This window comes from Psychrobacter okhotskensis (genome assembly GCF_013248965.1).
GTDB lineage: Bacteria > Pseudomonadota > Gammaproteobacteria > Pseudomonadales > Moraxellaceae > Psychrobacter > Psychrobacter okhotskensis.
This window is the reverse complement of record NZ_JABRVQ010000007.1, coordinates 46,494-71,726: the sequence shown is the minus strand read 5'-3', so window position 1 is coordinate 71,726 and position 25,233 is coordinate 46,494. Positions and strand designations below refer to the sequence as shown.

Below are 25,233 nucleotides of genomic sequence, written 5' to 3'. Positions count from 1 at the left end.
CTGACACCAGTATATCAGCGAAAATAGTGGCTGACCCCCGACCGCTCAGCAGTCATTTGGTGGGTGGATAATCTGATGAAGACTAATGGTTAAACAAGTCGTGTTAAGACAGGCGTATTGAAAACTACGCGCTAAAATCCAGACCAATATCTAGCGCAGTAGTGCTATGCGTTAAATAGCCCATAGCGATAAAATCAACGCCCGTTTTTGCGGCTGCTTGCACCGTTTCAGGGGTGATGCCGCCAGAGGCTTCTGTTCTGGCACGACCTTTACACATGGCCACCGCCTGCGACAATATCTCAGGGGACATATTGTCTAATAGCACCAAACTCACACCAGCGTCTAGTGCTTGCGCTAATTGCTCTAGCGTATCCACCTCTACTTCAATGGGAATCAAATGCCCAGCGAAATTTTGCGCTTGTTGAATAGCGGTCTTGATATCACCAGCGATAGCAATATGATTGTCTTTAATTAAAATGGCGTCATCTAAGCCCAAGCGATGATTGCGACCACCGCCGCAGCGTACCGCGTATTTTTGGAGGATACGCAGGCCAGGAATGGTCTTGCGCGTACAAGTAATTTGCGCCGGATACTCTGCCACACTGTCAACAATCTGCCGTGTTGCCGTCGCAATGCCACTCAGATGGGTCATAAAGTTCAATGCAGTACGCTCTGCCGTCAATAGATGACGCGCATTACCACGCACGATAGCCAATACCGTATCTGCTTCAACTCTCTCACCATCGGTAACTTGAGCGATGAACGCTATCTGTGCATCAACCAAGGCAAACGATAAACGCGCCAAGTCCATACCACATATCACGCCGGCTTGCCGCGCTTTAATCTGGAGCTGCGCCTGCATATCGGCGGGAATGGTGGCTTGTGATGTGACATCTCCGCGTCGACCCAAGTCTTCGGTTAGGGCAGCCTCAACCAAGGGTTTAAGCAATACTTCATCCAACGCTGGCTCTCGTGCAACTGTCATCTTTAACCCTTATATAAATTTTAATGATTTAAACTCAAAATGAGCATAAATATAGCGCAAAGTGAGCAAGCTCGCAAGCAAAGGTAAGCATTTTATACCTCTTTGTACCTGTGCTTAAAGTTTATAGAAATAGCATGCGGCAAGAATATCGCAGGAATAAGGTGGCGACTATTTGTTTCGTTTGGGCAATTTATTGTCCATTAACAAGCTTTGTAGCTCGATATCATGACGGAAACGGTAAAGCTTGGCAGGGCGACCGCGCTGAGCGCTACTACTCTGACCGGTTTCCATGACAAGGTTTTGCGCATCGAGCAGACGGCGGAAGTTTTGCTTGTGCAGGCGCACCCCTGATAAGGCTTCAACGCTTTGTTGTAATTGTGACAAGGTAAAAACGTCTGGCATTAAGCCAAAGATAAGCGGTCGGTATTCAATCTTTGCGCGCAATCTAGAGATGGCCGTCGCAATCACGCGACGATGATCGTAATACATGGGCACGCCAATCAGCTGCGACCAATCGGCTGGCAACTTGCTTTGCGTATCGGATGAATAGCTAGGTGGATAAGTCGGTGCTTCAGGTATCAGCCCTGCTTCATACAGCATCTCATAGCGCAGCAGGACATGCTCAGCGACCCACTCTCTACTCTCATAAGCTTTGTCATGACTTACTTCGCTAGCATTTTCTGTATCTGTACCGTCAACGATAGGCGCTGCCGCTAAGCCCCAGCATAAGCCAATACGCTGACGGCGGCGCTGCTGAATGATCTCATCAGACCCAGCGTTTGCCCAGTTCAATAACGCTGGCACAATATAATCCAAAATGATGCTAGGCGTACCATTCAAGTGATTTTCCCATGGGAAATAATCGTACCAATCTCGCCACAATGCCTGACTTTGTCGTGCTTGCATTTGTGTCTCTTGCACCAGACCCAGATAGCTCACATACACCAGTGCATGACCGTCAACATTGCGTCTATTGGTATCTACAAAGGTATATAACTGCTCTAGATAACCAAGCGGCTGCTGCGTTTGCTCTTCCACCCATTGCCGTACACCTGCTTGCAAGGAGCGATGTAACGGCATCAAAGGGCCATTGGGCAAGAGTTTGCCTTGATCCACTGTTAAGACCCGGGCGCTGTGGTCGGTAATCGCAACTAACACCGCGACCACCTCAGTGGTACCACTTCCCTGTTGATGTGCATGTGAATAAGACAACGTCATGACTTTAGCAACGATCCTTTAATTATATGAATGGAATGATGAGCTCGTCATATGCAGCTCTGACAATAGTGCTCAGTATAACGTGAATCTAAAACTATCATAGCCTGCGGTTGTAATTATAAGAGGTTGAAAGAGTTGGATACCAACAATCATTAGGGCGTGTCCTCAATTCAACCGATAGCAATCTAAATGGGCTAAAAACGGTTAAATCTTGCCAAACATCGTCAAATAGCTAGGTAATATCTCGATATTGTCTGCACTATTTTCCTTGTTTGACTACAATTCACCTCATTTTTATCACCATTTTTAAAATGAGGACACGCCCTAGGAAAATTCTGTAAAAATAAATATTATTTTGAAATCAAGTTATAAAAAACACTTGTATTTATGCTCAAAATGAGCATAATTAAAACATCTGATTCGCCAGCTGTCTCTAATTGACTTGTTTTTCGCGACATATTGCTTGTCGTTACTGCCTAAAAGGTTTGCATTTATGAAAACTTATCCTTACGACGCGCCCATCATGAGCAATGACACTCGCATTGCCACTCAAATGAATATTGAATATGCCAAAGCTAAAATGCCAGCAGACTTACCACGTGCTGAACGGCTTGCGGTTGAAGAAAATATCAAGCAATTACTGAAAGAACATAATGCGGTATTGGTCGCCCATTATTATGTCGATCCCTTTATTCAGGATTTGGCATTGGCAACCGGTGGTTGCGTGGGTGATTCGCTCGAGATGGCGCGCTTTGGACAAGCGCACAGTGCGCAAACCCTAGTGGTCGCTGGCGTCCGCTTTATGGGTGAGTCGGCCAAAATTTTAAGTATGGAGAAGACCGTACTGATGCCAGACTTGGAAGCCGAGTGCTCGCTCGATTTGGGCTGTCCGGCTGATGAGTTCTCGGCCTTTTGTGATGCTCACCCTGAGCGTACCGTCGTGGTTTATGCCAATACCAGTGCTGCTGTGAAAGCCCGTGCCGATTGGGTGGTGACGTCATCGGTTGGCATCGATATCATTCGCCATTTGCATACTAATGGTGAAAAAATTATTTGGGGCCCCGATCGCCATTTGGGTAAATATATTGCTAAAGAGACGGGCGCAGATATGCTGCTCTGGCAAGGTTCGTGCCTCGTACATAACGAGTTTAAAGCGACCGAGCTGCTGCAATTAAAAGAGGATCATCCAGATGCCAAAGTATTGGTACATCCTGAATCACCTGATAGCGTCGTAGCACTGGCCGATGTGGTCGGCTCAACCAGTAAGCTGTTGCAATCAACTTATGAGATGGATGCCGATACCTTTATCGTCGCCACCGACTTGGGTATCTTGCACGAGATGCAAAAGCGCTCGCCAAACAAACGTTTCTTAGCCGCACCGACGGCTGGTGAAAGCGCCAGCTGTAAAAGCTGTGCATTTTGCCCATGGATGGCAATGAATGGCCTAAAAGGTATTGAGCAGTGCTTAACGCATCATAGCGGTGAGGTATTAATGACGCCTGAGCTGGCAGTCGCGGCTAAAAAGTCCTTGCAACGTATGCTTGATTTTGCCGAAGCGCAAAAGCAACGTGTGGCAGCGAGCGGCGATATTGTCAAAGACCGCGAGCTGTTCGCCAATGTCGGGGCTGCCTAATATGAGCGCGGTATTTACAGCGGAATTATTAGGTGCTAATAGCCCTGCTGCTATGGTACAAACGGATGTGCTTATTATTGGTGCGGGATTAGCAGGCTTAAGCACGGCTCTAGCATTACCAAAATCACTGAATATTACCGTACTCAGCAAAGCCAGCTTGGAGGTTTGCTCCAGTCATTATGCCCAAGGCGGTATCGCAGCAAGCTTGGATAAAGAGGACTCTGTCGCTGACCATATCGCTGATACCCTAATCGCTGGCGCAGGCCTATGCGAAGCTGACAATACCAGTAGCATTTTAAGTGCCGGACAACAAGCAGTGCAATGGCTGTGCGAGCAAGGCGTTCCTTTTACCCAGATACCGCAAGCAGATAATGCAAAACCTGTCACCGAACTACAGACTGAATTACAAACTGCCGACTTACATTTAACCAAAGAAGGCGGACATGGTTGTAGGCGGGTCGCACATGCGGATGACGCGACCGGTCGACACATTATGGAAGCTTTAACAATAAAGGTAAAAGCGGCAAGCAACATTAATGTTTTACCGTTTCATGAGGCGCTCAGCCTTTTAACGAATAGCGCCAATCCAAATAAGCAATGCCAAGGGGCGCTTGTTTTTGATCATACTCATCAACGACAGCTTACGTTTCACAGTCGTGCCGTTGTCTTAGCCAGTGGTGGCTTGGGGCAACTGTTTAAACGTGCCAGCGCGCCAAATGTCTGTGTCGGCGACGGGGTTATGATGGCATGGCAAGCAGGCTGCCGCTTAGCAAATTTAGAGTTTATCCAATTTCATCCGACCGGTTTAGCGTTAGATGACAGTAGCTTTCTAATATCCGAAGCACTACGCGGTGAAGGTGGACGGCTGACTTGTCCGCAAACTGGCAAGCGCTTTATGTTAGAGATTGACGAGCGAGCGGAATTGGCACCACGCGATATCGTCGCGCGCGCCATCGCTGAGCAGATCAGTAATAATGGTCTTGGCTACGTGCATTTGGATGTCAGCCATTTACCAGAACAATTTTTACGAGAGCACTTTCCACAGATTTATCAAACACTATTAGAGCTTGGCATCGATATCACGAAACAACCTATCCCCGTTGCCCCTACCGCTCATTACAGTTGTGGCGGTGTGATAACCTGTGCCAATGGTTTGACCGATGTGATAGGTTTATATGCTGCAGGCGAAGTTGCTTATACTGGCCTACATGGTGCGAATCGCTTGGCGAGTAATTCACTTTTGGAATGCGTGGTGGTTGGGCGCAATATCGCTGCTGACTTGCCGCACTATTTGAAAGCATTAGAAAATCTAGATACCGTTGCCATTTATGATCACTCAAATTTATCAGGGACTACTATTTGGACACCACCAACGCTTAAAGACGCTCAGGCCGTCATACTACCACTGTCTAATTTACCTGCATCTCCTTCATATGGAAGCAAGGCGAATGACAATGTTAATGATAATGTTAATGATAATGATAATGTTAATGTTAATGGCAATGGCAATGCCAATATAGAGGCTGACATTAGCGAAATAACCGCACAGCTAAAGATATTGATGACCAATAATATGGGCATTACTCGCAGGGCTGGGCAATTAGAACAAGCCTTGATACAGATAGAAAGTTGGCAGCATCAGCTTAGATACCTCAAGTCTCATTCAACCAACCTCAGTAGTGAGAGTAAGAGCGATACACCTACCCTTGCCAACCTGAGATACTTTCAATTAGCACGACAATTACAATTAGCCACATTGGTTATTCAGTCAGCTTATCAGCGTTATGAGAGTCGCGGTGGTCATTATCGTCAAGACTATCCACATTTGGCATCTACACCTCGGACCAGTGTGATTGCGCCATTATCGAAGTTGATAGATGATGACAAAGCAGGTGACAAAGAGGGTGGCATTGGTTGGTTGGTTCAGCCTATAATCGATGACACAGAGGTTGGATCAGCACATACAGTTGCTAACGTCTAACAGCAATTAAAGGTTGCCACTCTAATCATGACAAAACGGTAAATTGCCGTTCTTTATTGACCTCAAAGTGCTAAAAATATGGCTACTGATTTACAGTTTGTGATCGGACTTATGATGGTCGTCAGTTTGACGTGGGCAATGCTTGCCCTACCTCGCTTGCGTCAGCGCTTACCGAAAATTTATTTGATTGCCCGCTCGTGGTGGCTGATGCTAGCAGCGCTTTGCGCTTGTTATGTTATCGCTAAGATAACTGATAATAGCCAGCCCTCACAGCCTCCTACCTACCCATACCAGTGGTTACTCATCGCCTTTTTCGTCTTAATTGGTTTACGTGGTAGCTATGAGATCAAACGCTTATGGTGTCTGCGCAACAAAGCTGTGCTGATTCACAAGCTCCAAGCGCGCGGTTTACAAGCAAACACTCAGCCTTTTAGCAAAACTCCTAACCATTCTACTCAAGCTTACACACGTTTAAATCTATTAGACCTAGTCTTTAGTTTTGCTTTTATCGCACTGATTATCAGTCTCATTGCCTTACAACAATTAATCTGGCAACGCGAGCAGTATGGCGTTTTATTTTTTGTATTATTCGCCAGTCAATTTAATGATATTGCCCAGTATTTATGTGGACAATTGCTTGGTCACAAGCTGTTTAAGCGCGGTCTTGCCCCAACCATTAGCCCGAATAAAAGTATCGAGGGCGCTCTTTTCGGTAGTATGCTCGCGGCAGTATTGGCAACGCTATTAGGCATTTGGCTCACGCCGTTTAGTTGGTTGGTATGCTCATTAGCCGCTTATGGCTTAGCGGTCAGTGGTATCGCTGGAGACTTATTAGAATCCGCCTTTAAACGTCAGCACGGGGTAAAAGATACGGGTACGATGCTTGCCGGACATGGCGGCGTATTAGATAGAGTGGATAGCTTGCTCATTGGTGTGCCGCTATTTACCTTGTTTTATTGGCTGCTTGGGTAAGCGGTTACAGTCGATCCACTTTTAAATGAATATAGTGCTACTAGGATGAATTATTCGCAGCCTCTGTCGGCGTAGGCACAGCAAGCAAGAAAAATGGATACCAGTAGCACGTTATAATAGTTGTCTTTCTTTTATTTAGGACTGACTATATCAACTAGGTTTATCCAACTTACTACGCAATATCCAGTTAAGCACAGGCTTAGGGAAATGATTGAGCGCCCGAGTAATATAGCGCATGGAGCGTGGAAATATGGCGAGCTCAATATCGTTATCAATCGCTTGCATGATATGGTCAATTGCTGTTTGAGTCGTCATTATAAAGGGCTTATGGCTGGCATCACCGTTATTTAAATCGCGTAAGGCTTGGGTATCGATATAGCCCGAGGCGATGCAGTTGACTTGAATATGATAAGGCGAAAGTGCCGCTCGATAAGCGCTAGCAATCGCAATCATCGCGCGTTTGCTTTTGGCATAAAGACTGGTATAAGGATAATCCATAATACCGGCGATAGAGGCGATACAAATCAGGCTTCGTCTGTTGTTTTCGTTGAAATCTGATGGATAGCTTTGGCGCTTTAACTGCTCACTTGCCCATCTAAAAACCTGCTCAAACGCTTGCAAATTAATCGCTAGCATTTGATCGCTGTCCACTTGACTAAGATGGTGGACGCGCTCATTGGTGTAACTGCCCGCACTATAAATCACTCTTTGAAAACTAACATCTGACAAGCTCTCTAACAAACTTTGTGTTTGCACGCTATCCGTTAAATCACAACAATGAGTATTGATATTAGAGTGTTGCTTTTTGATATGGGTTATTTTCTCCATACTATGGCCAACGACACTCACCTGCCAGCCAAGCGCCTGATGATGCAGCGCCAATGCCAAGCCAAGTCCGCTCGTACCACCAAAGACGATGATATGCGATGGCTGATGAGTTGAAGTAGATTGTGTAAGGTCTTTCATTTGCGAGTTCATAGCCCATGCTGTTGTATATAGTTGACCGTACGCTGATAGCCATACTGCCACTGCGCCTGCATTTGCTGTACAAAGCCATCATAATCACTGTGAATGAGTTCAACGGTCATTTGCCTGATATTAAAACGCTTTTGTACATGCTGTCCTGCCAACTGTTGGCCATTATCTGCAAAGGGTAACCAATGCAATTGACGGCTATTTCTTTCTGACTCCACAAGTGATGACGTTTCCATTGGCTGATAACCATGCACTTGTGCCAAACGCTCATTGGGGTCAAAACCAAAAACGCGCTGAATCGCTGGTGCCGCCAGCCATGAATCATAACCTGCCTTGGTCTCTGCAAATACAGTCTGTCCTAACTGACACGCCAGCTCAATGGGCGTGAGATTAATTACCCCTCCTAAGCACCAACCCAAATCGTCTATAGGCGTCGGTGGTAGATAATACATATCTGCCATAGAAGCACGAACCGCTGAATTAAATGCCCACTGCTTTACGACATTTACTGATTGATGAATACGCCTATCGGCAAACGTATGCGCAGGTGAATCAAGTATTTCATCAAAGTGCTCTGATGCTGCCAAACGCGGTGGCGCAAATAATAACTCTTGCAACTTAAAATCATCGTAAACAGAACTATTAGCAGTAGGCATCTGATTAGATGTTTGACTGGAATTTTTATGTAGTCGGCTGGCAATAATGGCTATCTCTGGTGCTATTTTATTAACATTACTATTACTAGCAGAAAAATGGGATAACTCATCCAGCCATTGTCCCTCGTTATCTATCCGAAACATCGCTAACTGCTGCAACTCATCTAATAGTCGCTCGTAGCTATCTGCTTGCTGCTGTTTTTGGCGGTTAGAAACTTGCCGTGACAAGCGCCAGCGTTTTAGTGCCTGCGTCATATAACGTATTTTCGAACGTTTATTGGCTTCATCTGGCGCGACATGTCTGATTGCAGTAATGACTCGATATAATTCACGACTGCACATGAGCTCCTGCAAATCCTTGGGGTCAGGCGCTAGATTGACCAAATAAGCCGACAGACTACCACCGCAAGTGCCGACGATGATATCTGGCGTCAAATCATGGGCAACCAATGCTGCATAACTGCCTAAATAATAGCCAAAACGGGAGCCGCCCCCTGAAAACAGCTGGACGCGCTCATAAGGCTTGGCACTTTTACTGTTCAAGGGCTTGGCACTTTTATCACTCATCTATTATCCATCTATCACTTAGCAGCATTTGGTGCTGTTTTAATCGCTAGCGACACGGTAAAGATACCAAAACGGTCGATACGCATGGCGACTTTCTTAAAGCCGGCATTTTCAACCAATTGATCCATTTCCGCTTGTGAGCGACAACGCATCACCCAACTGCTACCGCGATGATTGTTTAGGGTTTTGCTGATAAATTCCTGCTCAGGATGCCACGGCTGATTGGTATAAAGTAAATAACCACCCGATTTTAAACGGTCATAAATACCCGCCAATGCAGTGGCAGGGAGCGTATTATCAGAAAATAATTCAAAAACCCCAGAAGCAATAGCGATATCGAATTTTTTATCATCAAGACCTTTAGCATTGTTACTTCCCTTCTGCATATTAGAATAACTGGCAGGGTCAAACGCATCTTTTTGACAAGTAAGGACACGATCAGCAATCTCTAACTGTTCCGCCTTTTTCTGTAAGGCTTGGATATTATGCTGCTCATAATCGCGTAGCTCAGCATATAAGCTTTCAAACTCTGTCAATAAGTCAAAGGCATAAAAGCCATGCCCACTAGCGATATCGAGTAGTTTCGGCTGGAATGACTCAGTGCTGTTGTGATTAGCTTGGTTTTGCTTGCCAGACTTAATATCTGCTAAAGCTTCACGTGCCAGCTCTAATATATGCTCGCGGCGGATACGAATCCCTTGCCAGCCAATATTGCTTAAGTAAAATTTATCGACCGCCTGACCAAATTTATTCTGACCGCTCGGCTGATTATAATAAACGTGATCAAGCGAATGACCAGAATCAAATCCATGCTCAAGTCCTGTGGCAATCGCGTCGCTAACATGACCAAATTTTTGCATGGCGAATCGGGTAATGGCAAAGCTTGGGTTAAAGGGTTTAATCGCTAAGCGGTCAACTTTATCTTTACTGGCACTATTAAGATGAGCCGCGCTTAAATCAGGCGCTTTAACATCGGTACTGAATACCTGCTCAGCGAAATCGATACAATCCGCGAAGACGTCTGCCTTATTGGTCTCATGAAAGATCGCATGGTAGCTATCTGGATATAATTGCCAGCGTTTATCAGTGGTATTGATGGCCTCATAAAAATCGCGCTCTGCCTGTTTATCGACCACGTAATCCTTACCCGCACATAATATAAAGGTTGGCACGGTGATAGCACCCGCATCATCGAGCAAGCGTTGACCCGTTGCATGCGTATCGATGAGCAAGTCGGTCGAGATGCTATTCGATATCAGCGGATCGGCATTATAAGCTTGCTGTGCGTCTTTATCATGCGTTAAGACTTGCGCCTTGACGTAGCTGCTCACGCGTGACATCAGTCCAAGCGCGCGAGCTACCTTTAGCGATGGTATGGCAAATGGCATGTACAAGCGAATACTCAACGCTGGCGTACCCAATATCATCCCGCGAATATTGGGGGCGTAATCATGTACCCATGCTGCGGCGAGTACCGCGCCGATACTGCTGGCGACGATTAATGTATCCTCAATAGCAATGCCCGTTTGCCCGATAACCAGTTGCACAAAACCGTCTAAATCGCGCTCCAGCTCGGTGACGCTTTCGGCATGATCCTTGATACCACCTGAGCGCCCATTACCACGCGCATCCCAAGCAAATACTTGATAGCCTGCCCTAGCAAACTGTTCCCCAAGTTCTGCTAAGCGTCCCGAATGCTCGTGACCACGATGTAACAGAATGACTTGGCGCTGTTGTGTGTGTTGCTGACTGGTTTGTTTGATAGCCTCTAAAGGCATCGTTAGCCAATAGCGGTAATAGATCGCCGTACCATCATAAGCGTTATAGCAACTTTCACCGCTTATCAATTTAGAAGACGATAAATTAATGTCAGCGCCAACCTGTTTTGGAGCAGCTTTGGCATTGGGAGACTGGGAATTTTTAGCAATAGCAGGCATTGTCTTGGACTCCAAAAGGGACGTTTTAGCAGCAGAGTTTGATAGATGGGCATTTAATAAAGGAAAATTTGATGAAAAGGTATTGGGAGATAGCGTATCAGGTTGATCAATAATCGCTTGGCAATCGATAGACGAAATAGATTGATACGATGATTCTGGTATTGACTCAAGACTGTCTAAACGGTTTGAGCGTAGCACAGGTGGTTTACGCATCAGATATAATTCTGCCATATAACGCAGTCGATTAAGGCAGGTTTTAAGTAGCAGCGCTTCTGTCACTATAAATAATTGTCCTACTCTCATATGAGATAGCGCGATCGGTGCTTTAATTGCCATAACAGTGCCAAGCACACCGAGCACAAAAGCACGATCACTTTTGCCTAACGGCCCTTGATTCGCCCGAACATTTAAGCTTTTATTACTAATTATCGCTAGCAATTCAGTGCCAATACTAAGCACGATTAGACCGACAATATGTGGCTGATGGATTGATATACGGTTTGGTAAATTGACTGTCGACGCTTGCGCATTATCATTCGCAACATGCGGGGCAAGACTTGCGATAAGCGCCGTATCAGCCACGATATCGCCCACTTCATTAAGCACTGCGCCAATCCTTGACGCTTGCCCATGCTCGCGTGCCATCATGCCATCGATCGCATTGAGCGCCATGCGTACAAAGAGAGATGATGGCAACAGCAACCAGAGTCTAGGCTGATTTTGCGCAGGTTTAGCAATGACATACGCCGTACCAAGGCTCAATAAGATGGCTGATACGGTCACTTGGTTAGCGGTAACCTTTTGCTCAACCAATGCATCGCTAATGGGACGCAATTGATCTTGAAATTGAGACTTGAGCTGATAGAGCGACATAAGGCGAACCAAATATATTCAGTTCTTTAATGTAGCAACAAAAGTTGGTTAGGTAAATACGTAAACGTTGTTAGTAGTCAAATTATCATGAATAAAACCCTAACTTACGGCTTCGTGATTCAGTTGCTTACTTTAACGCCCAATATTTAGTCGTTAAACAGTCAGCTTTTACAAGGAATCTTAGTCGCTCATGTCAGTATTAATAGCTTGATATGATACAATCTCCAGCTTCCTAAAAATGCCTTCGAAAGCTGTGAGCACATCATCATGCAAAGCCTAGTTACCCTTGTTTTGGTATTAATGCCAATGTTTATTGGCTTTGCCATCCCCTCCAATCCCAAAATGACCAAGCTTGCTGATAAAGGCTTGTCTTATTTGGTATTTATTATCTTAGCGCTGATTGGGATTGAGCTGTCGCAAGTGGAAGGGCTTGGCAGTCAGATAGGCGAGATTGCCCTGTATGTGACCATATTATCAATATTGACGATTGGGTCGGGCTTATTTGCCTTGATGTTATTCGATCATTTGCGCCCATGGCATGCCAAAAAACCCAGCATCAAATCTAAAGAACATCGCGTTAGTATTCGCGGTAGCCTCGCTCAAGTCGTTTGTGTAGTCATTGGTATGGTTGTCGGCTATTTCTTACCAGCCAATTATATGCCACCCGAAAATACGATGACGGTGATGTTAATGATATTAATTTTGCTAGTCGGTATTGGCTTAAAGGGCTCGGGTATTACTTTAAAAGAAGTACTGCTGAATAAACGCGGGGTGGAAATGAGCGTTATCTTTACGCTCTCGGTATTGGTTGGTGGTTTATTCTTTGCGCTGATGTTTAGCGATGTCTCTTGGACGAAGGGAATGGCATTGGCGTCAGGATTTGGTTGGTATTCGCTATCAGCAATCGTCATGACCGATGCTTATGGCGCGGTTTGGGGCAGTGTCGCGCTATTTAACGACTTGGTACGTGAGTTTTTTGCGCTGATATTTATTCCTGTCTTTATGCGTAAATATCCGTCAGCGGCAGTAGGACTTGGCGGTGCGACGAGCTTGGACTTTACCTTACCCATTATTCAGCAATCTGGTGGTCTAAAAGTCGTGCCATTGGCGATTAGCTTTGGTTTTATTATTAATATTGTCTCGCCTGTGTTGATGGTGGTGTTTTCGGCTTTTTAAAAACCAACCGTTTTTTTGACGTTATTATTCAGATTTAAATATCTCGCAGCGCTTTAGATATGGTTCATAGTTTTTCCAATCATTTGGGTTTTCTATATTCGCCAGGTCTTTGACTTGCGTACTTGCTTTGACAGTTACCCTTCTATCTTTTGACTCTATACCTGCAAGATCACTTTCGCTAAAGTCTGTAGCTATAAACGGATATCTATCTAAGCAGTCATAAGTGGAGATACGATCAGAGGTAATGTGATGCTTTTCTACTAACCTATTCCTGATATTAATGGCACGGTTACGTGATAAATTATTTTTATTATTCGTTATCGCAAGCTCGTTTGATGATACATGACCAAAAATAAAAATCTTGGCATCTGGTTGCTCATGAAGGTTTTCTTCAATTATTGCAAATTCTTGATCATATTCGTCAGATATTTGACTGCTTATCGGTTCAAAAAATCCTTGCAACTGCAATTCTAGCGAACCTGTATAAACCACTACTGGACAGCCTTTAGCATCGACCACTACGTTAGGTGGCGTTTCAGGGCACTCGTCTATATCATCAAACACTCCATCGCCATCTAAATCGCTATCCGCCTGCATCGTCCTGATATTTTCATATTGCGGTATGGTTTTGGGCGGTACAATTTCGGTCGTTTGGCAGCCAGCTGATATTATAGATGCTGCTAGTAACAACAACGTGCTATGGGTTTTCATGGTCATTATTACACTCTCTTTATCCAGAATAATTTACCACTTAATTTGTCATCATTTTCACGTTTTTTAAAACGCTCAATATATTAATCAACATTGCTAATAAGCGCATAAATACGCTGGTTGAGCCAACTGCTTTCGATATCATTTGGCGCAATTGGACGTTCTGACCCATAGTAAACGGTCTTGATGCGATCAGGATCAATGTTATATGTCATGGTCATATAATTTTTAATTCCTTCCACACGGTATCTTGATAGTGTTTGATTGGCACTATTGTCTTCACTTTTGGATATGTGCCCTTCGATATGCATAACAGCGTCCAAATGATCTTGCATTTTTTTGCCTGCGTTATCTAGCTGTTCATAATACTCATTTTTTATCTCACTGCTATTTTCATCATAATACGCTCTAGCTTCCATCATAAATTCATTTTCACCAAAAAGTAAGGAATGCGGACAACCTCTTTCATCGATGACTACATTCCACGGCGTAGCAGGACATTGGTCCATGTCATCAGGAACGCCATCACCATCTGAATCAAGAATATCCGCTTGCATCGTCCTGATGCTTTCATATTGCGGTATAGTTTTGGGCGGTATAATTTCAGTCGTTTGGCAACCAGCTAGCGTTATAAATGTGGTTAATAATAAAATACGATAGCGTTTCATTATGATTCTTCCTTGAAAACAATACTTCCGTGAGATGATCCAAAACTCATTTACCTGTCAGGTAAAAGTAAAGTAAAATCTGAATTAAGCCATCGGCAGCGCTTTATTCACCTGACAAGCACGGTCATGCCATTGTACAAAATCATCAATACTGGCTTGTACTTTGCTGTTATTAGCAACTTCTTTACCAGCCATACTTTCAACATAATGACAAGCACGATAGCCTTGGGCAAAACGATCATAGTCAACAATCCACTGTTTACGCGCTTTTAACTCATCTTGACGTTGCTCAATGCTATTCTCCACATCGGTATTATCAGAGCCAAACCAAAAGTCCTTAGCAGGGATATCTTTAGCCAACTTATTATTTTCAACCTCAGTCATACGCCACGGCTTGGCAGTCAACCGCGCTCGAAAACACTGCTGCACCTGACTCAGCCGCACATAATTGGCATCCGCATGGAAATACTCAAACCATTCTTCGACTAATTTATCACTTGGCGAAATGGTATCGTGTGTGGCAATAATGCGAAATCCTGCTGGCGTCTCATACAAGCGAAATGATTCCTGTGGATGGCTGATAATGCGTTGTTGAATCAAATCAGTTATAAAAGGCAGTAACGAGGCGGCGTCATCGGCATATTTTTGCGTGCGGGTCTTGTCTCTGGCACTGGCTTGTTGCCACAAATAAGCAGTCACACCAAACATAACGACTAACAGCCATAACCATGACAATCCTAGCCAAGCGATGACACTGGCGATGAGTATAAAGGCAATAACAAAAAACCAAATTTTAATTTTGCTGGTGGGATTACTTTGATTAACGAGAAAGGCAGGCATAAAGCCATGATGGGTATAATCATCAGGATAGATATGACGCAATAAATCGTCATTATCAACATCAATAATAGCGATGTTATCAACGTTGGCGACTTGTGCGCCATAGCTGTTGCGCGTGACGATGAGCTTCGTTACTGCTGCACTATTATTAGATGATTCATTCTCTGGAAAAGAATGCTTGGAGACAATTTGCTCACGAATAGGAATGCTATTGCCTTCGTTATACTCTTCCCTGCGTTCACGACGCACAATGTCTTCACCTGCCAGCCAGCGATGATGGGCGTCATCTACTCGTGATTTAGCATGGGATAGCGCTTCCATTTGGCTGATATCTGACCAACCGTAACGTTTCATAGTGGCTTGCTTGGAAGGGTTACTAGACGTTTCTAGCGATTCAAAGCGCTGTTTGTGTTGCGCCCAGTACTTCGGGATGAGCATAGGATTTGCCTTGGTATAGTTGTTTTAAATCAAAATCTGCTGATTGACCATTAAATAATTAATCTTCAGGCTCCATAGTTATACTAGTAACTCGGCGGTGCATAGACATCTCCTCTTCGGTATCAAAATCTGCAGTAGCTACCCCATAAACTCGGCGATTCATAGACTTACCTTCTTCAGTATCAGAGGATGCAATAGGCTGTTCAGCACCAAAACCAAAGGCACTTAAACGATTAGGATCAATTTGATGCTGCATTATCAGATAGTTTTTGACGATAAGCGCCCTATTCCTTGCTAAAGAATTAGGTTGCAGGGCTGTATCAGTAGCGGATATTTCATTTGTGGTGGCATGCCCTTCAATACGCATAGTTGCCGTATAGTACTCTTGCAGCTTTGCTGCTACTTTATCAAGCTCAAGCTGATACTCTGGCGATAGCTCACTGCTACCCTTGGCAAAAAAGGCACGATATTCCATTTTTAGACCTATCCCCATGCCATTAAAGGGACAACCCCTTTCATCTGTTACTATGTTCATTGGAGTACCTGGGCACATGTCTATATCATCAGAATATCCGTCGCCATCGCTATCTAAAATAGCTTCAACAACTGGTATATCAATAATTTGAGTTGCTTGATTAGACAGATCGGCGGTTTGACAGCCTGTTAATAATGAAGCACTTACCAAAACTAAAAACGTATTTCTTGGTTTAATTATCATTGTATTTTACCTTTAAAACTCGATACATCTGTTTGAGCCTAGGTCATTTTGATAATGATCAGCTTTGTGGTTTTTTGAATCGCTTACTAAGCTATAAACTCTACGATTCATAGATCTGCCCTCCTCGGTATCAGAAGGCGCAATAGGACCTCTAATACCGCAATCGAGAGTAGTCAGACGACTAGACTCAATTTTGTGATTTAAAATTAGGTAATTTTTAACAACGAGCGCTCTATTCTTAGCCAGTGAGTTTGATTGCAAAGTTGAGGTAGAAGCTTCATTGACCTCGTCCTCTGAGACATGAGCTTCAATTCTTATAGTAGCCGTCTCATAGTTATTCATCTGTGCTGCTACTCTATCAAGCTCATCATGATACGGTGGCAATAGCTCACTGCTATCTTTGGTAAAAAAAGCACGATACTCCATCATTGGAGGCATACCAATAAGACTTATAACCTCAGGACAGCCTCTTTCGTCTATTACCACGTTTTCTGTCGTATTTGGACACTGATCTAGCTCATCAGGAACGCCATCACTGTCACTATCCAAATTAACGACAACCGTTGGCATGTTGATGGTTTGACTTGTTTGCTTAGACAAATCGGCGGTTTGACATGCGGATAGCGTTAAGACGCTGATTAAAACAACAAGCGTACTTCTTAATAGCATGGTTATGTCTTCTACCTTTAAAATTGCTGACAAAATTCTTTATAGTACGTGAGTGAGTGCTCATTACCACTGCCCGTATAAAAATCATCTGCCTTTAACGCTTTGCCATAAATACGCTGGTTCATTGAAGCGCCTTCCTCATTATCGTTAGGTGCAATCGGCATACTATCAGCGCAATCAAACGTATAAATTTTATCAGCAGCTATATTTCTGTTAATCAAAGCAGTTTTTATTACCTGTGCCCGCTCACGTCCTAATAGACGTTTATCAGCTTTTACTTGATTCGTTTTTCCGTCTATATCTACTGATTTTTGCGCAGCTTCAGGCTCCGAGATGTGACCAGATAAGACTACCACCAGCTCAGGATCACTATGCATTTTTTCCGTTACTTTTTCTACTTCTGGTAAGTACTTCGTTTGCAACTCATTACTATTTTGCTCAAAGAAAACTCGTAGCTCCATCGTAAGATAATCGATCAAGCTCACCGCTACTGGACAGCCATACTCATCTACCACTACCCCTTTAGGAGTGTTTGGACAGTTATCAAGTTCATCGGGCACGCCATCATTGTCTGTATCTGCAAGTGGCTCTATCAGGACTTTAGGTGTGTTGTCTGCCTTTTCATCGATTATGGTTTTTTTGGGTACGGATTGGCAGGAAGTTAAAGTAAAACTAGCTATTACCACGGCTATCGTCATCCATGACTTAGTTTTCATACGCCATCCTTAGTGTAGTTAATAACTTCAATAAAACGCTAAACCCCGCTCGCCTGCTTAGCAAACAGTCTCATCAATAGCTTAATTTTGCCAACTCGATACATACCTTCGCTGCGGATTTGTTGAATAGGACGCATCTGTGCAAGCGACCCTGCAAATAGCCAGTTAAGCGCGGAAAAGCTATGCATCATTAGACTGTTATGCGGACGGCGCAAACGCTCGTAGCTACGCAACGTTTGATTGCTGCCCCAACTGGTTCCACCGCTACGGGCAAAGTCGTGTGACAATTGCTCGCTTAACGTCTGCACATCGAGCATGCCCAGATTCAACCCTTGACCTGCCAGCGGATGCACGCCATGTGCCGCATCACCGATTAAGACCAAATTATCTGCGACATAGCTCTTTGCTTGTTGCGCAGTCAATGGAAAACTCGCGATTGATTCAATCTGACTGATAGCACCTAGCTCATAGTTACTGGCAGCAGCCAATTTATCAGCAATGACGCGCGCGTCCTCCTCTATCAACGCCAATGCTTGATTGCGCGGCAACGTCCAGACTACCGATTGCCAATGTTGTGGGTTGGCTTTATCCTCATCGGTAATATCGGCTAACGGTAATAGTGCCAGCGTACCGGTAGGTAGCATCGCTTGACGCGCAGTAGCTTGGTGAGGTTTTTCAGTTTGAATAGCGCAGCAAATCGCCGTTTGCTTATAGTCTAAAGTATCTAGTTCGATAGCGGCTTGCTTACGGACAAATGAGCCGCGACCATCAGCGCCCACTAGTAAATTAGCCTCAATACTTTCGCCATTGTCTAAAGTGACTTGATGGCCTAGTTGCGCGCCTAGCCAATCCATAGCGACTACTTTCTGACCTCTGATAACGGTAAGATAAGCGCTAACATCGTCATCCTCTAAACGCTGCCACAAAGCATTTTCAATGACCAACGGCTCGACCATACTGCCTAGCCTTTGCGGGACATGCTTATCATTATTAGCCTTATCATTATTTTCGCTATCACCAAATAGCAATTCACCTAGCCCATTAAGCTGCCACACTTGCATCTGCGAATAGTCCGCTTTACGTCCACTAGCTTCAATGTTTTGCCAAGCGCCAACTTCTTTAAGCAATTCAATACTAGCAAGGCTAAGCGCATAGACCCGTGCATCGCGTTGACTAAGCAGCTGTTGCCAATCCGACTCATCACGCGCAGGACGTGCATCAATCAACGTCACGGGCATTTTTGCTTGCGCCAGTTTTAACGCCAATGTCGCCCCAACAATACCGCTACCGATAATCAGCGTATGATTATTTTTCATAAGTTATTCCTACATTTAAGTGCCATCGTATAGAACATTGGTATAGACAATTAATATAACGTGCTCGTGCTATGACAAACTACGACTTCAAGCCCATCGCATAGTTAGCGATTAGCGGCTTAATATTTGGCAGTTTATCAAAGGCAACCAAAGCCACGTTACGTGCCAGCTTCACCGCTGGATTTGGATGCGTAAAGCCATGTACGACGGCATCACAAAAGCGAATGACGCGTTTTTGATCAGTTTGACGTGCCTTCTCATAGCGTTTTAATAATTGCGTATCGCCGATATCTGCGCCCTTTAACACTTGCCTACTCATCATTTGCGCCAGTACATGAGCGTCACGCATACACAGGTTAAAGCCTTGACCTGCTACTGGATGTAGTGTGTGAGCGGCATTACCCATAATCACGCAGCGACCCTCGACTTGTTTGTCAGCGAGCACTCGCGTTAAAGGATAAGCGCCGCGACGACCAGCCGCTATAAAGGTGCCAGCGCGCGCGCCAAAAGCCTGCTGCAAGGTTGCCAAGAAATGCGCATCATCTTCTAGATACTGCGTTTCCTCACCCGTTGGACAAACCCAAACGACTGAACGTCTATAGCCTTTTTGATAGTCATCATTACCATCACCTTCTGGATCGGTCAATGGCAATACCGCCAGTGGCCCTGCTGGGCTAAAACGCTCAATCGCCACATGCTCATGTGGCTTGTCAGTCTCTACCACGCCGACGATAGCAGTTTGCTGATAATCATAAGTTGTCGTGCCGATATTCAATAGCTGACGTACGGTAGAGTCACGACCATCACAAGCGACCAACACGCTGCCCTGCAATTGCTGCTCATCGTCCTTTTCACCATGACGGCTAAAGCTCAGCGTCACCATATCGTCTTGCTGCGCAACTGCCGTGACATTGGCATTATCAATCAAAGTGATCAGCGGTTCTTGTTGCGCAGCTAATAACAGCTTGCGTCCGAGCCACGCATTTTCCATTACTTGGCCGAATGACTCGACCCGCTCTTCCGCTTTGTTTAATTGCGCGCGCCCAAAGCTGCCCTGCTCGCTAATTTGCACCGCATCAATACGGCAAGCGTGACTTTGCAGCTCGTCCCAAAGGCCAATCTCTTGATAGATCTGTACCGTACGCCGCGATAAAGCAGTATTACGGCTATCCAAATAATGGCTGCGCTTAGCATCATCACTGGGACTAATGGTTGGATAGCTCATCTTCTCAAGCAAGGTGCTACCAATACCATGATGTGCGAGTAACAGCGCAAAAGACAAGCCTACATGACCACCGCCGGCGATAAGGACTTGCTGCTCAGTCATTGCCTTTGTATTTTTAGACTGGTTTGTAGCATTCGATAAATTCGAATCTTTATGTTGTGTCATTATTATTCCTTATGTGATCTCTTTAGCATGCTGGCTAGCTATCCATCATTAGCAAAAACGAGTTATTGATGAACCTTCAAGAACGTTATTATCGTAGACGTTATATTGTTCTATGTGAAAACGTCATCGTTCTATTAAGACGTGAATTTATCTGTTAAGTTAGCTATTTAGATATAGTCAAAATATCCTAAAAACGCGACGGTATGGCTGATATTATTTTGCACCACTATAACTAATTAAATTGTGATGATATGGCTGATAGATTACCACAAATTGTCTACTATTCTGTGCTCTCGACGGTATAGACAGCGTGTACAAAAACTATTGAAATATCTAAAACAGCAGTGATAGTGTGCTTGAGACACAAAGTTATATAGTTTAAGCATCAGCGCTTGTAAAATCTTGGCGCAGCGGTTGCAATCGTCATACAAAAACAAGGCCTTTCACGCCATCTATTGCTTGAATTTTAAAATCTATCTACCATAATGAAGGCAGGCCATTCACTTATTATCATCCACAAACCCCACAATAATTTTACCGTCATTGTTGTCGCTACTCTCTAAAAGCAATAAAGCATTACTGACTATTTTATCTATTATGCCCCTGCTTCTATCAATAAATAGCAATAGCATCGGGCTACCAATATAAGGATAATCGATTGACTGACTCCATGAGCCGCCGTATAAAGTTCGAATCATTGACTCCAGCACAGCTAAAAACCGTGCTTGGTGAATACAATAACCACATGAAATATATCCAAGAACGCCTCGATATCAAAATTAGCCAACGCCAAGGTGATTTTTGTTTGAGTGGCGATATCACTGGCGTTGAGCGCGGCGAACGTATCATTTATAAAATGGTCGATGAAGCTCAAAATTCAAAAGATATTAGCGCAGAAGAGCTGCACCTCATTATCCAGTCAAGCATCTCGCGCGATCAAGACAATGAGGAAGATGAGCAAGCAGCTGCTGAGGAGAATAAGGACGACTTAGCTACTGCTAGTGAGTTTACCCCGATCAGCTTGCGTACTCGTAATGGTAAAATCATTCCGCGCGGTGGCAATCAGCAGCGTTATGTGAGAGATATTTTATCGTCTGATGTGTCGTTCGGGATTGGGCCTGCCGGTACCGGTAAGACTTATTTGGCAGTCGCTTGTGCCGTCGATATGATAGAGCGTAATGAGATTGAGCGTATTTTATTAGTGCGCCCTGCGGTAGAAGCAGGCGAAAAGTTAGGCTTTTTACCCGGTGACTTGTCACAAAAAATCGATCCCTACTTACGCCCTTTATACGATGCGTTGTACGAGATGCTTGGCTTTGAAAAAGTCGGCAAAATGATTGAGAAGCAAATCATTGAAGTTGCCCCGCTGGCCTATATGCGTGGTCGTACTTTGAACAATTCGTTTGTCATTTTGGATGAAGCGCAGAACACCACGCCTGAGCAAATGAAAATGTTTTTGACACGCTTAGGCTTTGGCTCACGTGCAGTCATCACGGGTGACATTACTCAGGTCGATTTGCCTCGCGGTACCAAATCAGGACTGACGCAGGCGCTCGAAATCCTAAGCGGTATCGAAGAGATTCATATCACTAAGTTTGATTCAAAAGACGTGGTCCGCCATCAGTTGGTGCAACAAATCGTTGAAGCTTATGATGTGTTTGATAATGAGCAGTTGATACTAGAAGAAAAACGCAAACAAGAACGCTTAGCTGAGCAAGAGCGCAGACAAGCGATAAGTAACGCGGCGGCTAAGCTATAGGTGAAAAGCTATAGCTGTTGAATTGTAGCTATCATGAAACGTTTAGCTTTAAAACGTTTAGCTTCAAACTAATCAAAACCGGATTACTAAAGACAGTAGTTCGGTTTTTTATTAAGCCGTGCTATTTGTTAATAGGATAGAAGAATGAACCAATCTAATGATAATAATATGAATGAAACAGATGCAAACAATCTTACCAGTGCTGAGCTCAATGTCAGCGCTATTGACAGTATTAATGATGATTTGATTGAGCGCTTTTATAGTGAAGATAGTCTGTTGCCAGTCATAATGGCGACTTTAAATTATATCGATAAACGTATTAACACTGGCATGACGCTGCCTTATTTTGCAGATATCAGTCATGAGCAATGGCAACAGAAGCCAAAAGCACTCGATATATATATTACGGATGAGGCGGAGGGACGCGAGTTAAATCTGGAAGCGCGTGGCAAAGATTATGCGACCAATATTCTGTCCTACCCCAGTGAGATGCCAGCCAACATTATTGAGCTGATGCCAACGCTGCCGCTGGGTGAGCTAATTATTTGTCATGAAGTCATGGTACGTGAGGCCGCCGAGCAAAACAAAACCGTCGCGCAGCATATTAGTCACCTATTGATACACGGTATGCTGCACTTATTAGGGTTTGATCATGAGCTCGGACAGACCGAGCAAGATGAGATGGAAAGTTTTGAGATTGAGATTTTGGCAGGTTTAAACCTACCAAATCCTTATATTTAATTTAATGGCTGTTTAACTTAATAACCGTTAAGTTAATAACGGTTATTAAGCGATAAGTTAATAAACAGTTAAATTTATGCGGCCAATCTTTGGTTAGTCTTTAGTCATGGTTAGCTTTTGTGCCTCACCCATTTGGTTAATCATTTGATCTAGACCTTTGACATGGACACTGCGCTGCGGGAATGGAATCTCAATTTTCTCATCATCAAGCGCATGTTTAAACTGTTCAAGCAAGTCACATTGCATTGACCACCAGTCGGCGTTAGTCGTCCAGACATTTAAAGTCAGATCAACCGAGTTATCACCTAGGTTGGTCACCCGTACGATGGGCTCAGGGTCCGTAAAGGCCATTGCATTATTTCTAGCCAAACTTAGCATGACCTCTTTTGCCGTTTTAATATCGGCATCATAGCCGATACCTACTGTGATATCGACACGCCGATTGGGCAACGCCGTATAGTTGATGACCGCTGAGGTAGTGATATTGCTATTAGGAATAATAATATCGTGATTGTTGGTCGTCGTAATATGCGTATTGACTAGCGTAATCTCAGTGACGGTGCCAGTGTAACTGCTGATCTGCACAAAATCACCGCGTACGAAGGGACGAAACGTCACAATCATAATACCAGCGGCAAAATTTGATAACTGGTCTTTTAGTGACAAACCAACGGCAACAGCGGCACCACCTAAGATTGCGACGACCGACGTAGTCTGTACACCGACTTTGCTAAGTGCAGCTAAAATCACCACGACCAGTAGCACGCCATACAATAGGCGACTTAAAAAACTAGCAACTGTCTCGTCCAGATGGCTACGCGTCATCAAGCGATCGGAAAAAGCGACTGCCTTTTTGGCAAGCCAACGTCCAACGATAAATATAAGTATTGCTAAAGCGACTTTAATGACCAGCTCTAGGGCATTGCTCGTTAAGGTAGCGACATCGACGGTAAAACCTAAAAATTCCATACTGACTCTTTATTTTATAGCTGTGTGTTATGAACTTGGATATCTGTGATGATAAAAAATAGTGCGTTAAGCGTTATTCTTAACAGTTGTGTTTTCAGTGACATTTTTTCAGTAACTTTAATTTCAGTAGCTTTTTTCTTAGTGCTTGTCTTCTTAGCACCTATCTTCTTAGTGCATGAATACATTAACCTTAGTACGTTACTTCGACTGTATCACTATAGCGGTAAGTACGTATCAAGCGCAGCTCGACGATATCGTTCATGTCTTCGGTGAATTTACCAAAGGGTGCAGCTTGTCGTACCGACTGCTTGGCCGCTTCATCCAATATCGTAGAGTTTGAGCTTTCAAGCAAACGAATGGCTTTGATATTACCGTCGTTACTTATGATAACCATAAGGCGTACTTCACCCGTAATGCCTTGGGCGCGCGCTTGTACAGGATAGTGTAAGTTACCCACTCGCTCGACATGCTCGCGGAACGTATTGATATAATCTGCTGCCGCACCCCGTGTGGTCGAGTTACTATCCATGGTCACGACTTTGGATTTGGTCGCGTAGACCTGCTGACGCTGAGATAGCTGAGCTTCTAAGGTAGCAATCTGCTTACGTAGCCGCTCTTCTTGCGCCATCGCGTCATCTTGCGCTTGCTCGCTGTCATTATCCGACTCTACAGTGGCCTGACGCCAACTCAGCGTGGTACGCAGATAGCTCTCTTGATAGCGCTGCTGGCGCACTTGGCGCTGCAAACTGATCACATCTTGCGTTTCGCTCATTTGCTCAGCAGAGAGCGGACTACTCTGATCGCTCTCTTGCCGCAACGGTTCACGCACTGTGCCACCGCCCTCTTGGGAGGCATTGGCAATAAAATGCGCATCTTCATTCGGCTGCATATTATCGGTGAGTGCCTTGGCCACGTCTTGCATCATCGCGGCAGGGTCTTTGCCCATCGAAAAACTGATACCAAAAATAATCACCGCATGGACGGCAACGGCGATGACAATAGCAACAGGCAAGCTAATATCACGCTTAGGGGTTTGCGCTGAAAAGTGGTAGCTTTGCGAGTCTTTGATATAGGCCACAATTGGTCTCAGCTTTTAGGTATGAGCGAGCTTATAGTTATTTATAAATATAAGGGTGCAGACAATATGATTGTAATGTTGGCGCGCGCTATTTAAAGCACATGAGCATATGTCGGCGCTATCATAACATGACACATAATTATGTCGCTAGCATAACCGTTGCTAGCACACATTGCATCATTTTGGCATTTTTTGGCAAAGTCATAACCTAGCGAGGGTGAGACAGTTTTATGACGAATATCTGTTA

The 25,233-nt window shown here is 44.4% G+C and carries 21 protein-coding genes; 6 read left to right on the top strand and 15 right to left on the bottom strand.

The genetic code is table 11. From position 1 onward, the window contains the following. Positions 1-124: 124 nt before the first annotated feature. Positions 125-985, bottom strand: coding sequence for a carboxylating nicotinate-nucleotide diphosphorylase (gene nadC, locus HQR03_RS05250; RefSeq protein WP_101211549.1), 861 nt, complete (start codon positions 983-985; stop codon positions 125-127). A gap of 168 nt (positions 986-1,153) precedes the next feature. Next, positions 1,154-2,203, bottom strand: a complete 1,050-nt coding sequence (locus HQR03_RS05245; RefSeq protein ID WP_173239415.1) for an NUDIX hydrolase — start codon at positions 2,201-2,203, stop codon at positions 1,154-1,156. Positions 2,204-2,696: 493 nt separating this feature from the next. Between HQR03_RS05245 and nadA the strand changes: the two genes are divergently transcribed. The 3 genes from nadA to HQR03_RS05230 all read left to right on the top strand — a co-directional run bounded on the left by nadA (position 2,697) and on the right by HQR03_RS05230 (position 6,789). Continuing rightward, positions 2,697-3,836: a quinolinate synthase NadA gene (gene nadA / locus HQR03_RS05240; protein ID WP_173239414.1), complete on the top strand. Its 1,140-nt coding sequence runs from the start codon at positions 2,697-2,699 to the stop codon at positions 3,834-3,836. A gap of 1 nt (position 3,837) precedes the next feature. Continuing rightward, positions 3,838-5,817, top strand: coding sequence for an L-aspartate oxidase (gene nadB / locus HQR03_RS05235; RefSeq protein ID WP_173239413.1), 1,980 nt, complete (start codon positions 3,838-3,840; stop codon positions 5,815-5,817). A 78-nt stretch (positions 5,818-5,895) separates the two neighbouring features. Continuing rightward, positions 5,896-6,789, top strand: a complete 894-nt coding sequence (locus tag HQR03_RS05230) for a phosphatidate cytidylyltransferase (protein ID WP_173239412.1) — start codon at positions 5,896-5,898, stop codon at positions 6,787-6,789. A gap of 150 nt (positions 6,790-6,939) precedes the next feature. On the opposite strand, the gene HQR03_RS05225 is transcribed toward HQR03_RS05230, so the two are convergent. From HQR03_RS05225 to HQR03_RS05215, 3 genes are read right to left on the bottom strand one after another with little or no spacing between them, the layout of a single operon-like run. Beyond that, entirely contained in the window at positions 6,940-7,755 is an 816-nt protein-coding gene (locus HQR03_RS05225) for an SDR family NAD(P)-dependent oxidoreductase (protein WP_173239411.1), read from the bottom strand. A gap of 8 nt (positions 7,756-7,763) precedes the next feature. Beyond that, positions 7,764-8,987 (bottom strand): patatin-like phospholipase family protein, encoded by a 1,224-nt coding sequence (locus tag HQR03_RS05220; RefSeq protein ID WP_173239410.1) that lies wholly within the window; start codon positions 8,985-8,987, stop codon positions 7,764-7,766. A 14-nt stretch (positions 8,988-9,001) separates the two neighbouring features. Next, positions 9,002-11,797 (bottom strand): alpha/beta fold hydrolase, encoded by a 2,796-nt coding sequence (locus tag HQR03_RS05215; RefSeq protein WP_173239409.1) that lies wholly within the window; start codon positions 11,795-11,797, stop codon positions 9,002-9,004. Between the two features lie 267 nt (positions 11,798-12,064). Here HQR03_RS05215 and HQR03_RS05210 point away from each other — a divergent pair, with 267 nt between their 5' ends. Beyond that, positions 12,065-12,973, top strand: coding sequence for a LysO family transporter (locus HQR03_RS05210; protein ID WP_173239408.1), 909 nt, complete (start codon positions 12,065-12,067; stop codon positions 12,971-12,973). A gap of 24 nt (positions 12,974-12,997) precedes the next feature. On the opposite strand, the gene HQR03_RS05205 is transcribed toward HQR03_RS05210, so the two are convergent. From HQR03_RS05205 to HQR03_RS05170, 8 genes are all read right to left on the bottom strand, one after another. After that, on the bottom strand, positions 12,998-13,690 hold the full coding sequence (locus HQR03_RS05205; RefSeq protein ID WP_173239407.1) for an OmpA family protein: 693 nt from the start codon (positions 13,688-13,690) through the stop codon (positions 12,998-13,000). A gap of 77 nt (positions 13,691-13,767) precedes the next feature. Further along, on the bottom strand, positions 13,768-14,352 hold the full coding sequence (locus HQR03_RS05200; protein WP_173239406.1) for an OmpA family protein: 585 nt from the start codon (positions 14,350-14,352) through the stop codon (positions 13,768-13,770). 84 nt (positions 14,353-14,436) lie between these two features. Continuing rightward, complete coding sequence (locus HQR03_RS05195; protein WP_173239405.1) at positions 14,437-15,630, bottom strand: hypothetical protein; 1,194 nt, start codon at positions 15,628-15,630, stop codon at positions 14,437-14,439. A gap of 58 nt (positions 15,631-15,688) precedes the next feature. Beyond that, complete coding sequence (locus HQR03_RS05190) at positions 15,689-16,348, bottom strand: OmpA family protein (protein WP_173239404.1); 660 nt, start codon at positions 16,346-16,348, stop codon at positions 15,689-15,691. Between the two features lie 12 nt (positions 16,349-16,360). After that, the gene (locus tag HQR03_RS05185; protein WP_217271543.1) at positions 16,361-17,017 is read right to left on the bottom strand and encodes an OmpA family protein; all 657 of its coding nucleotides are present in this window, start codon (positions 17,015-17,017) and stop codon (positions 16,361-16,363) included. 17 nt (positions 17,018-17,034) lie between these two features. Continuing rightward, entirely contained in the window at positions 17,035-17,733 is a 699-nt protein-coding gene (locus tag HQR03_RS05180; protein WP_173239403.1) for an OmpA family protein, read from the bottom strand. A 38-nt stretch (positions 17,734-17,771) separates the two neighbouring features. Further along, positions 17,772-19,049, bottom strand: coding sequence for an FAD-dependent monooxygenase (locus tag HQR03_RS05175; protein ID WP_173239402.1), 1,278 nt, complete (start codon positions 19,047-19,049; stop codon positions 17,772-17,774). 79 nt (positions 19,050-19,128) lie between these two features. Next, complete coding sequence (locus HQR03_RS05170; RefSeq protein WP_418889564.1) at positions 19,129-20,439, bottom strand: FAD-dependent monooxygenase; 1,311 nt, start codon at positions 20,437-20,439, stop codon at positions 19,129-19,131. Between the two features lie 670 nt (positions 20,440-21,109). On the opposite strand from HQR03_RS05170, the gene HQR03_RS05165 reads away from it, so the two are divergent. Both HQR03_RS05165 and ybeY read left to right on the top strand, forming a co-directional pair. Further along, complete coding sequence (locus tag HQR03_RS05165) at positions 21,110-22,198, top strand: PhoH family protein (protein WP_101211534.1); 1,089 nt, start codon at positions 21,110-21,112, stop codon at positions 22,196-22,198. 144 nt (positions 22,199-22,342) lie between these two features. Then, complete coding sequence (gene ybeY, locus HQR03_RS05160) at positions 22,343-22,939, top strand: rRNA maturation RNase YbeY (protein ID WP_173239401.1); 597 nt, start codon at positions 22,343-22,345, stop codon at positions 22,937-22,939. A 93-nt stretch (positions 22,940-23,032) separates the two neighbouring features. On the opposite strand, the gene HQR03_RS05155 is transcribed toward ybeY, so the two are convergent. Both HQR03_RS05155 and HQR03_RS05150 read right to left on the bottom strand, forming a co-directional pair. Continuing rightward, positions 23,033-23,908, bottom strand: coding sequence for a mechanosensitive ion channel family protein (locus tag HQR03_RS05155; protein ID WP_173239400.1), 876 nt, complete (start codon positions 23,906-23,908; stop codon positions 23,033-23,035). A 190-nt stretch (positions 23,909-24,098) separates the two neighbouring features. Continuing rightward, positions 24,099-24,986: a TonB family protein gene (locus HQR03_RS05150; RefSeq protein WP_173239399.1), complete on the bottom strand. Its 888-nt coding sequence runs from the start codon at positions 24,984-24,986 to the stop codon at positions 24,099-24,101. Between the last annotated feature and the right edge of the window lie 247 nt (positions 24,987-25,233).

What these genes read in the sequence shown, in the direction of transcription:
- nadA (WP_173239414.1), top strand. Translation starts at nt 2,697, where the DNA reads ATGAAAACTTATCCTTACGACGCGCCCATCATGAGCAATGACACTCGC.
- HQR03_RS05195 (WP_173239405.1), bottom strand. Translation starts at nt 15,630, where the DNA reads ATGCTCATCCCGAAGTACTGGGCGCAACACAAACAGCGCTTTGAATCG.
- HQR03_RS05165 (WP_101211534.1), top strand. Translation starts at nt 21,110, where the DNA reads ATGAGCCGCCGTATAAAGTTCGAATCATTGACTCCAGCACAGCTAAAA.
- HQR03_RS05200 (WP_173239406.1), bottom strand. Translation starts at nt 14,352, where the DNA reads ATGAAACGCTATCGTATTTTATTATTAACCACATTTATAACGCTAGCT.
- HQR03_RS05170 (WP_418889564.1), bottom strand. Translation starts at nt 20,439, where the DNA reads ATGACACAACATAAAGATTCGAATTTATCGAATGCTACAAACCAGTCT.
- HQR03_RS05245 (WP_173239415.1), bottom strand. Translation starts at nt 2,203, where the DNA reads ATGACGTTGTCTTATTCACATGCACATCAACAGGGAAGTGGTACCACT.
- HQR03_RS05215 (WP_173239409.1), bottom strand. Translation starts at nt 11,797, where the DNA reads ATGTCGCTCTATCAGCTCAAGTCTCAATTTCAAGATCAATTGCGTCCC.
- ybeY (WP_173239401.1), top strand. Translation starts at nt 22,343, where the DNA reads ATGAACCAATCTAATGATAATAATATGAATGAAACAGATGCAAACAAT.
- HQR03_RS05230 (WP_173239412.1), top strand. Translation starts at nt 5,896, where the DNA reads ATGGCTACTGATTTACAGTTTGTGATCGGACTTATGATGGTCGTCAGT.
- HQR03_RS05175 (WP_173239402.1), bottom strand. Translation starts at nt 19,049, where the DNA reads ATGAAAAATAATCATACGCTGATTATCGGTAGCGGTATTGTTGGGGCG.
- HQR03_RS05185 (WP_217271543.1), bottom strand. Translation starts at nt 17,017, where the DNA reads ATGCTATTAAGAAGTACGCTTGTTGTTTTAATCAGCGTCTTAACGCTA.
- HQR03_RS05205 (WP_173239407.1), bottom strand. Translation starts at nt 13,690, where the DNA reads ATGACCATGAAAACCCATAGCACGTTGTTGTTACTAGCAGCATCTATA.
- HQR03_RS05210 (WP_173239408.1), top strand. Translation starts at nt 12,065, where the DNA reads ATGCAAAGCCTAGTTACCCTTGTTTTGGTATTAATGCCAATGTTTATT.
- HQR03_RS05190 (WP_173239404.1), bottom strand. Translation starts at nt 16,348, where the DNA reads ATGATAATTAAACCAAGAAATACGTTTTTAGTTTTGGTAAGTGCTTCA.
- nadC (WP_101211549.1), bottom strand. Translation starts at nt 985, where the DNA reads ATGACAGTTGCACGAGAGCCAGCGTTGGATGAAGTATTGCTTAAACCC.
- HQR03_RS05225 (WP_173239411.1), bottom strand. Translation starts at nt 7,755, where the DNA reads ATGAAAGACCTTACACAATCTACTTCAACTCATCAGCCATCGCATATC.
- HQR03_RS05220 (WP_173239410.1), bottom strand. Translation starts at nt 8,987, where the DNA reads ATGAGTGATAAAAGTGCCAAGCCCTTGAACAGTAAAAGTGCCAAGCCT.
- nadB (WP_173239413.1), top strand. Translation starts at nt 3,838, where the DNA reads ATGAGCGCGGTATTTACAGCGGAATTATTAGGTGCTAATAGCCCTGCT.
- HQR03_RS05155 (WP_173239400.1), bottom strand. Translation starts at nt 23,908, where the DNA reads ATGGAATTTTTAGGTTTTACCGTCGATGTCGCTACCTTAACGAGCAAT.
- HQR03_RS05180 (WP_173239403.1), bottom strand. Translation starts at nt 17,733, where the DNA reads ATGAAAACTAAGTCATGGATGACGATAGCCGTGGTAATAGCTAGTTTT.